Below are 11960 nucleotides of genomic sequence, written 5' to 3' on the forward strand. Positions count from 1 at the left end.
AGCTCTACCCCCTCATCGTCGAGACTCTTCATCCCAGAAAAGAGGTGGCCGCCGCTTGACGAAACACTATAGGAGTGTCGTAATTGAGAGTGTAGATCGGTGATTCCAGGACACGGCGAGTCGCTGCGCGGATAGACGTCGAGGTCTTCCGATGATGGAAGTTCTCACACAATCCATCCGAAAGACCTCGACGTGGCCAAGCCTACTTTCTCGACCCCTGGCCTCACGACATTCTGCCGACTCGACACCCTCGATCTGACCTGCACCGGCCAAAACATCACCGGGCACAAGGCGATTCTGGAATGCCGGCCCAACACTGCTGATGACTGGTGCCGTCGGTGCGGTGGCCACGGGATCGTTCGCGATACCGTCGTCCGCCGTCTGGCCCACGAACCCTTCGGTCACCGGCCGACCACGCTTCATCTTCGCCTCCGCCGTTACAAATGCGTCGAGTGTGGCCGCGTCTGGCGTCAAGACGCCACAGCCGCGGCGCCACCACGAGCGAAGATCTCTCGAACCGGCCTCGACTGGGCGTTGCGTGCCCTCGTCATCGATCACGACACCGTGTCCGTGATCGCCTCCAAGCTCGCCGTGTCTTGGCACACCGCGAACTCCGCGATCCTCGCGCAGGGACATCGACTGCTGATCGACGACCCGACCCGGTTCGACGGGGTCAGCGTCATTGGTGTCGACGAGCATGTATGGCGGCATACCCGGCGTGGTGACAAGTACGTCACCGTCATCATCGACCTCACCCCGATCAGCGAGGGAACAGGCTCGGCACGTCTGCTCGACATGGTGCCCGGACGTTCGAAGCAGGTGTTCAAGCAATGGTTGAAAGCCCGTCCGAAGGACTGGCGTGATGGCATCGACGTCGTCGCGATGGACGGATTCTCCGGCTTCAAAACAGCCTCAGTTGAGGAACTGCCCGACGCTGTCGAAGTCATGGACCCCTTCCACGTCGTCAAACTCGCCGGTGATGCCCTCGACGAGGTACGTCGCCGAGTTCAGCAGGAGACCACCGGGCATCGCGGACGAGCGACGGACCCGTTGTATCGAGCGAGGAGGACTCTCCACACCGGTGCTGATCTGCTCACGGCCAAGCAGCAGGAGAGGATCGTAGGCCTCTTCGCCGACGCCAACTTCACCGCCGTCGAAGTCACCTGGGCCGTCTATCAAGACATTGTGAGCGCCTACCGAACCAACGACGGCAACGAGGGCAAGAAGCTCTTACAATCGGTCATCGACGATCTGACGACGAATCTGCCGACAGGACTGGTCGAGCTCAAGCGGTTGGGAAGGACTCTGAAGCGTCGAGCTGCTGATGTCCTCGCGTTCTTCACCCGACCGGGAACGTCGAACGGGCCTACTGAAGCGATCAATGGCAGGCTCGAACATCTACGGGGGTCAGCGCTGGGGTTCCGCAACCTCACGCATTACATCGCGAGATGTCTGCTCGAGTCCGGTGGCTTCAGACCGGTTCTACACTCTCAATTACGATGAGCCGTTTTGATCTCCACACGCAGTTCCGGATGGGTGGCTGGCTGTTCGTCTTCAGGGAAGGAATCGACGATCTGATCGACGAGAGGCTGCAGGAAGAGCCTGCCGAGTTGGCGGACCATGGCGGTGACAACCTGTTCGACACGGTCACGGTTGGCCGATGCCTGCCCAGCGTTGCGCGTGGCCTCGACGCTTTCCATCGTCAGAGAGGCCAGACGTGAGATGAGCATGCCGTCAGCAGGCATCTCCAGGACCTGACGCCGCAGGTAGTCGACGACGAGGGGATTGTCCGCGAGCATCTGTGCCACGGTCTCGTCGCGGACGGTGACATCAGCGACCGTGTCCGCCGAGGTGGAATCGGCACGATCAAGGGCGGAGGCGAAGAGTCCCACGATCCAGGTCTCGACCGCTTCCCTGGTGCCCTCCTTCGACCCGAAATAGTGACCGATGAGCCCAATGGCGACGCCGGCTTCGGTGGCGATGGCGCGCAGCGGGGTGCCCGCGAAGCCCTTGACCGCGAACTGGTGCAGGGCGGCATTGCGAATCCGGGCACGACTTGTCAGGTCGTCGTGGCCGGCAGCTGGGAGGCCGGTGCCCTCGTTCTCCGCCATGGCGCTCCTCACGGTGTGATCGGTGGTCATCATCTGTCTGCACGGTCTGTCGCGGACGCTGTGTCCTGGACAATTCTCGCATCCAGGCCATTGAACAATCTTTCAATAGCTTATACAGTCTTTCAATACGAGGGAAGTACTTCTTGAGTTGAGGAAAACTTCGCAGGATCACCAGCAGGGTTCAACGGGAGGACCATCAATGAGCGAGCACGATCTTCTGGCCGGGGTCACGGTCATCAATCTCGCGATCAATCTGCCGGGCCCCTACGCGGCCGCACGGCTGTCCAGCCTCGGGGCGCGGGTGATCAAGGTCGAACCCCCGACGGGCGACCCGGTCGCCCACATCGTCCCCGGGTACTACCGGGAGCTGACCGCCGGTCACGAAATCCTCACGCTCAACCTCAAAGATGACGAAGGGATCGCCCGGCTCCACGAACTCGCCGCCGAAGCCGATGTGCTCATCACCGCCATGCGGCCGCGAGCGGCACAGTCGCTTGGACTGCCCTCCATCGTCGAGAGCTACGGGCTCGTCTACGTCGAGATCGTCGGATTCGCGGGGGAGCGGGAAGACATCCCCGGACACGACCTCACCTATCAGGCCGCCCACGGAACCCTTGTTCCGGGCATGACCCCGACGGTTCCCGTCGCTGACATCGTCGGCGGCGAGTGTGCAGCGACGGCAGCGCTGGCCGGACTGCACAAACGCGACTCGCAGACCGGCGGGAAGAAGACCAGCATCGTCAGCCGCGTCGTCCTCGATGAAGCCGCAGCCCGGGCGGCAGGACCAGCCCGGCATGGTCTCAGTTCACCAGGGGGCCCACTGGGTGGGGGATCACCGTTCTACCGGACCTATGACACCGCTGACGGGACCATTGCCGTCGGCTGCGTCGAGCCCGTCTTCGCTAAGGCATTGGCTCAGCACGTCGGCAGCGATCACGCGAGCCTCGAAGCGGCCTTCGCCACAAAACCCACGAGCGACTGGATGGAGCTGGCCCGAGCTTACGATCTTCCCTTCGAGCCGGTCACCGCGGCTTCGGCCGGCACAGCCCTGCCCGTGACACCCGGCGCCTGAATTACCCGAGGACAAACAGACTTCAAAGGAGAGCACCCATGATTCTCGACGGATACCGCGGTACCTGGGAGACACAGGAAACAGATGACCTGCGCGAACTCGTGCGCAACTTCATGAACAAGGAGATCGTGCCCCACCAGGACACCTTCATCGACAACCACCAGGTCGACCGTGAACTGTGGAACCGGGCCGGCGATGCCGGACTGCTGTGCATCTCCATTCCCGAAGAATACGGCGGAGGCGGCGGCACCTTCGCCCATGAGGCGATCATCATGCAGGAACAGGGGTTCGCCGGCGATGCGGCCTGGGGCAACAGCGTCCACTCCACGATCATCGCCCACTACATCAACACCTTCGGCACCGAAGAGCAGAAGAAGCGGTGGCTGCCCGGCATGGCCACCGGCGAACTGGTCGCCGCAATCGCCATGACCGAACCCGGCACCGGATCCGACCTGCAGAGCGTGAAGACGAAGGCCGTGCGCGATGGCGACGAGTACGTCATCAACGGCTCGAAGACTTTCATCTCCAACGGGACACACTGCGACATCCTCGTCATCGTCGCCCGCACAAGCGAGGAACCCGGCGCCAAGGGCGTCTCCCTCATCGTCGCCGAGGTGGCCGACCTTCCCGGTTTCTCCCGTGGTCGCGTACTCGACAAGGTCGGCCAGCGCGGCCAAGACACCCGCGAACTGTTCTTCGAAGACATGCGCGTCCCCGTCGACAACGTCCTTGGTGGGGTCGAAGGTCGCGGATTCATCCAGCTCATGCAGCAGCTGCCGCAGGAGCGCATGGCGATTGCCGTGGCGGGAGCGACGACTGCCGAGGCCGCCGTGCGCGAAGCGGTGGCCTATGCGAAGGAGCGTGAGGCCTTCGGGCAGCCGATCATGAAGTTCCAGAACACGAAGTTCGTCCTCGCCGAGTGCGCCACCGAAGCATTCTCCACCAGAACCTTCGTCGACCACCTCACTCAGCTGCACATCGACGGGAAACTCACCACCGAACAGGCTTCGGCAGGCAAGTACTGGGCCACGGACGCGCAGACCAACGTCATTGACCGCTGCCTGCAGGTCTTCGGCGGCTACGGCTACATGATGGAATACCCGATCGCGCGTATGTACGCCGATGCCCGTGTGCAGAAAATCTACGGCGGCACAAACGAGATCATGAAGGAGCTCATCTCCCGCGGGCTCTGAGCAGTCTCTCTGAGCAGGTCCGGTGGCGCAGTCTCTACATTGGAAGTACATCTGATGTCAGACGTATACTGGAGGTCAGGTACGGATCGATCTGTGGAGGGCGAAGATGGCGAAAACGACGACATCTGATCGGATCAAGGACCTCATCCTCTCCGATGGACTCAGGCCCGGCGATCTCCTGCCCACCGAAGGGGAACTCTGCGACCGCCTCGGCGTCTCCCGATCGAACGTCAGGGAAGCCATCCGCAAACTGTCGACGCTCGACATCGTCGACGTCCGACACGGGCACGGAACCTACGTCGGCGAGATGTCACTCGACGCGCTCGTCGAAGCCCTGGTCTTCCGCGGTGTCCTCAGCCCCGGCGATGACCTGCGAGCACTGCGCGACGTCGTCGAAGTCCGCCAGGCCCTCGACTTCGGAATGTCCGAGGCGATCGTGAAGAGTCTGCAGGGCACAACGAACCCCGAACTCTCAGCGCTTGTCGACGACATGGTCGCCATGGCCAAGGAAGGGCGATCGTTTCCCCAGCAGGATCGTGCCTTCCACACGGGGCTGCTGTCGGCCCTGGACAATTCGCTCGTCGGCCAGCTCGTCGCCGCCTTCTGGGACGTGCACACGGCAGTGCTGCCCCGGCTCAACGTCGCCGTGGCCGCCGACCTGGAACAGACCGCAAAAGCACACGGAGAGATGCTCGAGGCGGCTCAGGCCGGAGATGTCGAAGCCTTCCACGCCGCGATCACAGTCCACTATGATCCGATTGCCCGAGCCCTCGACCGCGACGTCGACTGAGAGAAGAGAACTGATGGAAGTCATCATCGCCCCTGAACCCGAGCTGTCGACGCTGGTCGCCGACGCCATCGAGCGGCTCGTTCGCGAGGACCCCTCACCCGTGCTGGGTCTGGCCACCGGGTCGAGCCCGCTCAGCGTCTACGATGAGCTGACGAAGCGTCACGAACAGGACGGACTCTCGTTCGCGAAGGTTCGCGCCTTCATGCTCGACGAATATGTGGGACTGCCGGCCTCGCATCCGCAGTCCTATCACAACGTGATCGACACCGAATTCGCCTCCCGCGTGGACTTCGCGAAAGGTGCGGTGCAGGGCCCGGATGGGACGGCTGAGGACCTCAGGGCCGCCTCGGCGGAATATGACCATGCCATCGCCGAGGCTGGGGGAGTCGATCTGCAGATCCTCGGTATCGGCACCGACGGTCACCTCGCCTTTAATGAGCCCGGATCATCCCTGTCCTCACGGACGCGGGTGAAGACCTTGGCCCGTCAGACGCGCATCGACAATGCTCGCTTCTTCGACGACGATGTCGACGCAGTCCCGCAGCACTGTCTGACCCAGGGGCTGGGAACGATTCTCGAGGCCCGTCACCTCATGCTCATCGCCACCGGCGGTCACAAGGCCGAGGCCGTGCACCAGATGGTCGAAGGTCCGGTCTCCTCGATGTGGCCGGCGACCGTACTGCAGATGCATCCTCACGTCACGATCCTCGTCGACGAGGAGGCCGCCTCGAGGCTGCAGCTGGGTGACTACTACCGTCACATCTACGCGAACAAGCTCGAGGGACAGCGGCTCTGAGCGCAGGGTTCGTTGTGCCCTGCAGACTGGAAGTCAGTCAGGCTGGCAGCTAGTTAGTCAGACCCGGAGTCATTCAGTCAGGCTGGCACGCGTCGACGAACCAGGATGTGATCGTCGACGGGTGGGTGATCGCTGTGCCCACGACGACGGCTTCGGCACCGGCGGCCATGGTTGCTGCCGCGTCGGCCGGTGAGTGGATGCGTCCCTCGGCGACAAGCATCGGTCCCAGAGCCGCCTCCCGGATCTCACGCACAAGCTCAAGGTCAGGACCGGTCGTCGGCAGGCGCTCGCCGGAGTATCCGGCCAGGGTGGTGCCGATGAAGTCGGCACCGGCGGCGGCCGCGGCTCGCGCATCCTCGAGGCTGCCGCAATCGGCCATGACCAGGGCGTTCGTCTCCTTATGCAGACGCGCGACGGTCTGAGCCAGGCTCAAGCCGTCCGGGCGTGGCCGACGGGTGCCATCGAGTGCCACCACATGAGCGCCGGCTGAAGCGACGGCGTGTGCGTGCTGGAAGGTCGGCGTAATGACGACGCCGGAGGAACCGTCCTTCCACAGGCCGATGATCGGAGTCTCCACCGCAGACCGAGTGGCCTGGATGTCACTGATGCCTTGGATACGCACGGCGGCCGCACCACCGCGCACAGCCGAGGCCGCGACCTGAGCCATCGTCCGAGGATCCCGCATGGGTTCACCCGGGTAGGCCTGGGCCGAGACGATGAGTCCTCCGCGAAGGGAGTCGATGATCTCCTGCTTGGTCAACATCACTGCAACTCCCCGCTGCTGGTCATAGTGGTCTCGTCGGTCGATACCCGGCCGCTCGACCACAGGCTCGCCGCGCCGATGAGAGCAGCGTCCTGTCCCAATTGTGCCGGGCGGAGAGACAGCCCGCGAACAGCGGGGATGAGTTCGGTTTCGAACGCTTCCCGCAGCGGGACCCACCACAGCTCACCGGCTCCCGACAGGCCGCCGCCGATGACGACGACCTCGGGAGACAGCACATTGGCCACACCACCCAAGGCCGAGCCCAATGCTCGGCCTGCCTGCTCGAACGCACGTTGTGCCGGTGCCTCGCCGGAGTCGGCGAGTTCGGCCAGCTCACGTGTCGTCGACACCCGCGGCCCACCTGGACCTTGGTCCCCAACTGCTCGGTGGTAGGCCGAAAGCACAGCGGGCCCGGAGGCGATCGCTTCCAGATGTCCCATGCCGCCACAAGGGCAGGGCAGTCCCTGCGCGGCGGCGACCGGCAGGTGACCGATGTGCCCCGCCGCTGCATGACGGCCCGTGAGCAGGCGGTTCTCCGCGATGAATCCGCCCCCGATGCCCGTACCCGCGGCCACGAGCAGTGAGCTCTGGGTTCCGCAAGCGGCACCGGCCAGAGCCTCCCCGAGAGCATGGGCATGGACATCGTTGACAGCTCGCGTTTCGGCCCCGAGACGCGCCGTGATCTCGGCGGTCAACGCTGTCCCCGCCCAACCGGCCAGGGAGTCTGTGGCCGAGACGACGGTTCCCGTGTCCGGATCGATGACCCCGGCGGATCCGATGCCGATGCGCCAGGTGGGGGTGGAAGCATCTGGAGTCGACACTTCGGTGTCGCGGATGACCCTGCGAGCCACCTCGGCGATGGTGCCGAGAATGGCGCGAGCACCTGCGGCTGCCGGCGTCGGCACCTCCCGGAGGTGGTCCACGACGCCGTCGATGACGGAACCGGCACGGATCTTCGTGCCTCCGACATCGACGGCGACGACTGGGGGTGAGGTCACAGGAGCCCCTCGGCGGAGATGACCTCCCTGACGCGGTCGGTCTCCTCTGCATCGAGTGCGAGCATCGGTTCGGCCATGCGGTTGGAGGTGATCACGCCCATGAGCTGCAGGGCCGTCTTGAACGCTCCGAGGCCGGCGGCACCGGGGGAGACGCGGCCAGGGGTGGGTGCGGCGGTGATCTGGAACAACCTTGCCAGGCGGTCCTGCTCGGCCGCGACCGTCGTCCAGTCACCGGCTCGGGCGGCGTCGAAGAGGCGCACGTATCCGGTTGGGTCGACGTTGCCCAGGCCTGGGACGATCCCGGCGGCACCGCCGAGGAGCGCACCGTCGGCGACCACCTCGTGGCCGGTGAAGACCGCGAAGTCGGGCAGATCCTTCGTCTCGATGAGGAGGCGACGGAAGGACACGTCGTCGGCCGAGGAATCCTTGACCCCGGCCAGCACACCCTCGCGGGCCAGGCGCACGGTGACGTCATGGGGCAGTTTGGAGTGGGTTCGCACGGGGACGTCGTAGGCGAAGACGGGAACGTCGAGGTGTTTCGCGACCGTGCGGAAGTGCTGTTCGATCTCGGCAGAATCGGACAGTGCATAGAACGGGGTGGTGACCACGGCAGCGTCTCCGCCGATCGCGAGCAGGCGCTTGGCCTCGTCGAGGACGCGGCCGGTCGTCTGTTCGCTGATGCCGACCAGAATCGGGACCCGACCAGCGGCGGCTTCGAGCGCGATGGTCAGCACCTGATCGCGTTCGCTCGCGGTGAGATAGGGGACCTCACCTGAGGAGCCGAGAACGAAGATGCCGTGCACTCCGCCGTTAACGAGATGTTCGACGAGGGCCGAAATGCCCTCGCGGTCCAGCTCGCCACTGTCGGTGCGCGGAGTCAGCAGTGGGGGGATGATGCCGTGGAATTCACTCATTGGTCTGTCCTTGCTTGATGTTGTTGCTGTCCCCCGCCGAGGTTGTCGTCGGGGAGGTTGGGATGCGACGTGTGTACTGGTCACGTTTGCCGTAGATCGTCAGTGCGGTCACGTCGTGGTCGGCGCGACGGGCCTTCGAGCCGGTGAACAGGGAGATGATGTAGCCGAAGACGACGGCGCCGACGAAGGCCACTGCCGAGACTGCGAAGGGTGTCAGGCCCGCGACATCCTGGACGTACCAGGCGACCGCGGCACCGAGCACGAGCCCGCTGAGCACTCCGGCGCTATTGGCCCGTTTGGTGAAGATGCCGAGCGCGAAGACACCGGCGAGGGGAACCCCGAAGAGTCCGGTGATGGACAGGAAGAGATCCCAGGTCTGGGCCTGATCGGTGGCGGAAAGGTAGAGGGCGACTCCGACCGAGAGCGCTCCGACGATGACGATGACCAGTCGGGAGAAGCCGACGCCGGTGCGTGCCAGGCCGTTCTTGGGCGGGAAGAAACGGTCCCTGATATCGACGGTGACGCAGGCGGAGATCGAATTCAGGCTCGACGAGATCGTCGACTGTGCGGCCGCGAAGATCGCGGCGATGAGCAGACCTGAGATGCCGGCCGGCAGCGCGGTGACGGCGAAGTAGGGCACCAGGGCCGAAGTGTTGAAACCTTCAGGCAGAGCCTCGGCGTGCTGGTAGTAGCTGTAGAGGACGGTGCCGATTCCGTAGAACAGAGGAATGGTCAACAGGGCGAGGAACCCGTTGACGATGAGGGACCGGATCGTGCTCTTCGGAGAATCGGTCGTCTGATAGCGCTGCACCACGTCCTGGCTGGCGGTGTACTGGTGAAGGTTGTTGAACACGGAGCCGAGGAAGACGATCGGGATGGCCGCTGCCGCTCCACCGAACTTCCAATTGTCGGCGGAGATGAACTTATCGTCTGCTGCTGCATCGGCGGCGACTGTGGCCAGACCCCCATCGAGAGCGGCGATGCCGAAGACGAGGATCACGGCTGCGCCGACGAGGAGGATGATGCCCTGAACCACGTCGGACCAGATGACGCCTTCGATGCCGCCGAGGAAGGTGTAGACGACGGAGAGAACGCCGACCGCGGCGGCGACGAGCACGGGGCTGATATTGGTCACCGAGCTGATGGCCAATGTGGGCAGATAGACGACGATGGCCACGCGTCCGATGTGGAAGAGCACGAACAGGAGTGATCCGAGAACACGGATGGTGGGTCCGAAGCGTTCCTCGAGGTACTCATAGGCAGTGGTGACGTCGAGCTTGCGGAAGAAGGGGATGTAGAACAGGACGAGCAGTGGGACGATCGCGAAGATTGCGATATTGCCGGCCGCGTAGGACCAGTCTGTGAGGAAGGCCTGCTCGGGCGTGGACATATAGGTGATGGCGGACAGCGTCGTCGCATAGATGCTGAAGCCTGCCGCCCACGCGGGGATACGACCGTTGGCTTTGAAGAAGGAGTCGGTGCCGGCGCTCGCCTTGCGGGTGAACCAGACCGCGATTCCCAGCGTTGCCAGCAGGTAGATGATGATCACGGCCCAATTCAGGCCGCCGAGTCCCGGAGCGTCCATGCTCCCTCCTCACGTGAGTCCGAACGGGATCGCGTCGATGCAGATCCCGAGTGAAACATAAGACGTATGATGTCCTGCGTCACGAATGTACGGGAATGTGTTCGCGGACACAAGCCTTGGGGGAGACTCGGGTGGAGGAGCGGCGTCATGCGTGTTGATTTTTCATTGTGAAACTAACTGTGCACAGATATGCTATATGTGTAAGCAGTTAGGAAATAACGATGCCGAATACAGCACTCCCTATCACCTTCACGCTCAAGGACGCGCTCCTGGCCGGCGTGCAGAAGCACCATGTGTACACGCTGCTCGAGCAGGGCGAAATCGAGAGAGTAGGGCGAGGGGTCTACATGCGCCCTGGTGTCATTGATCCCGCGTTTACGTCCCTCGCAGCAGCGACGGTCGCGCAAGAATCCGCCACTTTATGTCTGACCAGTGCCCTCGTTCACCACGATCTGAGCGATGCGATACCGTTCGAATCAACCATTGCTCTGCCTCGCGGCACCCGTCCTCCTTCGGGGATTGCCAACGTGAAATGGCACAGTTTCGATTCATCGACCTTCAGTATTGGGCGTGAGCAGATCACGATCGACAATGATCTTTCAGTTTCGGTCTATTCGTCAGAGCGCACCATAATCGACTGCTTCCGTCTCATGCACATCGAGGGAAACGATGTTGCCCATGAGGCACTTCGCCGCTGGCTGCGACGCCGTGGCAATACTCCATCGGCCTTGCTGAAAACTGCGTCATCGTTCCCGAAGGCACTGCCGAAACTCCGAATCGCACTGGACGTGTTGCTATGACACCTCCTGTTCCACCCAGAGACAGCCCTGCGGGGCGGGCGTACAACGATCTGCGCAATTTGGCGCAACGGCATCAGCGTGACCCGGCTGAGTACATCACTTTGTATGCGTTGGAAGGCCTCCTCGCGCGCATCGCGGCTTCTGAATTTTCACCCGACTTCGTACTCAAAGGTGGAGTGCTCATGGCGGCCTTTGCCTCTCGCAGACCCACACGCGACGTAGACCTGGCCGCATCTGGCTTTCCCAACGACGTGCCTGAAGTAGAGCAGCGGATTCGGGAAATTGCCGCGATCACGATTGTGGATGGCCTGGAATTCGACTCGAACTCGGTGCGCGGCGAGCCGATTCGAGATGAAGCCAATTACACAGGTGTTCGTGTGAAGGTCGTTGCACAACTGGCAACTGCCAAGGTGGCGCTCCATGTTGATATCAACTTTGGTGACCCGATCTGGCCTGCCCCGACAGAGACTGAGCTGCCGCTTCTCCTCGGCGGCACACTGCGATTAACTGGTTACCCAGACCACATGGTGCTCGCTGAAAAGATCGTGACTGCGATCGAACGTGGTGAACTGAACACTCGTTGGCGCGATTTCACGGATATTGTCGCGATTGCGCGCACCCGCAGGATTCGAGGGTCGGACCTGCGGCAAGGTATTGATGCCGTCGCCAGCCATCGGAATGTTGAGATTGAACCGCTTGAGTCCTTGCTGGGAGCAATGCCCGAACTGGTGCAGCTCAAATGGGAAAATTGGAGAAAGCGGCAACGGTTGGAGAGCACCACCCCGGAGAGCTTCCGTGAATTGCTGACTTCGTGTTTCGCCTTCGCCGATCCGGCACTTGCGTCACGCGTGGAACACCTCCAATGGGACCCGGTGGCGCAGAGGTGGAGGGACCTGCCCAGCTGAGCAACCCCTCAAGACCGAGACCGTGGCCATGTG

The 11960-nt window shown here is 63.1% G+C and carries 12 protein-coding genes; 7 read left to right on the forward strand and 5 right to left on the reverse strand.

All coding sequences use genetic code 11. The annotated features are described in order from the left end of the window. The first annotated feature begins 192 nt into the window (after positions 1–192). Entirely contained in the window at positions 193–1503 is a 1311-nt protein-coding gene (locus tag BAUR9175_RS16555; RefSeq protein ID WP_101584576.1) for an ISL3 family transposase, read from the forward strand. On the opposite strand, the gene BAUR9175_RS16560 is transcribed toward BAUR9175_RS16555, so the two are convergent. Next, a complete protein-coding gene (locus BAUR9175_RS16560; RefSeq protein ID WP_009885179.1) occupies positions 1491–2111 on the reverse strand; it encodes a TetR/AcrR family transcriptional regulator in 621 nt (206 codons plus the stop codon). The genes BAUR9175_RS16555 and BAUR9175_RS16560 overlap by 13 nt on opposite strands. 199 nt (positions 2112–2310) lie before the next feature. On the opposite strand from BAUR9175_RS16560, the gene BAUR9175_RS16565 reads away from it, so the two are divergent. The 4 genes from BAUR9175_RS16565 (at position 2311) to nagB (ending at position 5962) form a co-directional block, all read left to right on the forward strand. Then, positions 2311–3183: a CoA transferase gene (locus BAUR9175_RS16565; protein ID WP_101584578.1), complete on the forward strand. Its 873-nt coding sequence runs from the start codon at positions 2311–2313 to the stop codon at positions 3181–3183. 38 nt (positions 3184–3221) lie between these two features. Beyond that, positions 3222–4376, forward strand: coding sequence for an acyl-CoA dehydrogenase family protein (locus BAUR9175_RS16570; protein WP_101557499.1), 1155 nt, complete (start codon positions 3222–3224; stop codon positions 4374–4376). Positions 4377–4482: 106 nt separating this feature from the next. Next, positions 4483–5166 carry a FadR/GntR family transcriptional regulator gene (locus BAUR9175_RS16575; protein ID WP_101584579.1) on the forward strand — a complete coding sequence of 228 codons (684 nt, stop codon included), beginning with the start codon at positions 4483–4485 and terminating at the stop codon, positions 5164–5166. 13 nt (positions 5167–5179) lie between these two features. Continuing rightward, positions 5180–5962 (forward strand): glucosamine-6-phosphate deaminase, encoded by a 783-nt coding sequence (gene nagB / locus BAUR9175_RS16580; RefSeq protein ID WP_101584581.1) that lies wholly within the window; start codon positions 5180–5182, stop codon positions 5960–5962. A gap of 73 nt (positions 5963–6035) precedes the next feature. Here nagB and BAUR9175_RS16585 read toward each other — a convergent pair whose 3' ends face one another. The 4 genes from BAUR9175_RS16585 to BAUR9175_RS16600 are packed head-to-tail and all read right to left on the reverse strand — an operon-like array spanning position 6036 to position 10222. Beyond that, positions 6036–6725: an N-acetylmannosamine-6-phosphate 2-epimerase gene (locus BAUR9175_RS16585; RefSeq protein ID WP_101584582.1), complete on the reverse strand. Its 690-nt coding sequence runs from the start codon at positions 6723–6725 to the stop codon at positions 6036–6038. Then, complete coding sequence (locus tag BAUR9175_RS16590) at positions 6725–7723, reverse strand: ROK family protein (protein WP_101584584.1); 999 nt, start codon at positions 7721–7723, stop codon at positions 6725–6727. The genes BAUR9175_RS16585 and BAUR9175_RS16590 overlap by 1 nt, the downstream gene beginning before the upstream one ends. Further along, positions 7720–8637 (reverse strand): dihydrodipicolinate synthase family protein, encoded by a 918-nt coding sequence (locus BAUR9175_RS16595; protein WP_096162554.1) that lies wholly within the window; start codon positions 8635–8637, stop codon positions 7720–7722. Before BAUR9175_RS16595 ends, BAUR9175_RS16590 begins: the two co-directional genes overlap by 4 nt. Beyond that, positions 8630–10222 (reverse strand): sodium:solute symporter family protein, encoded by a 1593-nt coding sequence (locus tag BAUR9175_RS16600; protein ID WP_009885171.1) that lies wholly within the window; start codon positions 10220–10222, stop codon positions 8630–8632. Before BAUR9175_RS16600 ends, BAUR9175_RS16595 begins: the two co-directional genes overlap by 8 nt. 221 nt (positions 10223–10443) lie before the next feature. Between BAUR9175_RS16600 and BAUR9175_RS16605 the strand changes: the two genes are divergently transcribed. After that, complete coding sequence (locus tag BAUR9175_RS16605) at positions 10444–11022, forward strand: type IV toxin-antitoxin system AbiEi family antitoxin domain-containing protein (protein WP_009885170.1); 579 nt, start codon at positions 10444–10446, stop codon at positions 11020–11022. Then, a complete protein-coding gene (locus tag BAUR9175_RS16610; RefSeq protein WP_029417729.1) occupies positions 11019–11927 on the forward strand; it encodes a nucleotidyl transferase AbiEii/AbiGii toxin family protein in 909 nt (302 codons plus the stop codon). The genes BAUR9175_RS16605 and BAUR9175_RS16610 overlap by 4 nt, the downstream gene beginning before the upstream one ends. Positions 11928–11960 lie beyond the last annotated feature (33 nt).

This window comes from Brevibacterium aurantiacum (assembly GCF_900169065.1).
Taxonomy (GTDB): Bacteria; Actinomycetota; Actinomycetes; order Actinomycetales; family Brevibacteriaceae; genus Brevibacterium; species Brevibacterium aurantiacum.

What these genes read in the sequence shown, in the direction of transcription:
- BAUR9175_RS16600 (WP_009885171.1), bottom strand. Translation starts at nt 10,222, where the DNA reads ATGGACGCTCCGGGACTCGGCGGCCTGAATTGGGCCGTGATCATCATC.
- BAUR9175_RS16585 (WP_101584582.1), bottom strand. Translation starts at nt 6,725, where the DNA reads ATGTTGACCAAGCAGGAGATCATCGACTCCCTTCGCGGAGGACTCATC.
- BAUR9175_RS16570 (WP_101557499.1), top strand. Translation starts at nt 3,222, where the DNA reads ATGATTCTCGACGGATACCGCGGTACCTGGGAGACACAGGAAACAGAT.
- BAUR9175_RS16575 (WP_101584579.1), top strand. Translation starts at nt 4,483, where the DNA reads ATGGCGAAAACGACGACATCTGATCGGATCAAGGACCTCATCCTCTCC.
- nagB (WP_101584581.1), top strand. Translation starts at nt 5,180, where the DNA reads ATGGAAGTCATCATCGCCCCTGAACCCGAGCTGTCGACGCTGGTCGCC.
- BAUR9175_RS16595 (WP_096162554.1), bottom strand. Translation starts at nt 8,637, where the DNA reads ATGAGTGAATTCCACGGCATCATCCCCCCACTGCTGACTCCGCGCACC.
- BAUR9175_RS16565 (WP_101584578.1), top strand. Translation starts at nt 2,311, where the DNA reads ATGAGCGAGCACGATCTTCTGGCCGGGGTCACGGTCATCAATCTCGCG.
- BAUR9175_RS16610 (WP_029417729.1), top strand. Translation starts at nt 11,019, where the DNA reads ATGACACCTCCTGTTCCACCCAGAGACAGCCCTGCGGGGCGGGCGTAC.
- BAUR9175_RS16605 (WP_009885170.1), top strand. Translation starts at nt 10,444, where the DNA reads ATGCCGAATACAGCACTCCCTATCACCTTCACGCTCAAGGACGCGCTC.
- BAUR9175_RS16560 (WP_009885179.1), bottom strand. Translation starts at nt 2,111, where the DNA reads ATGGCGGAGAACGAGGGCACCGGCCTCCCAGCTGCCGGCCACGACGAC.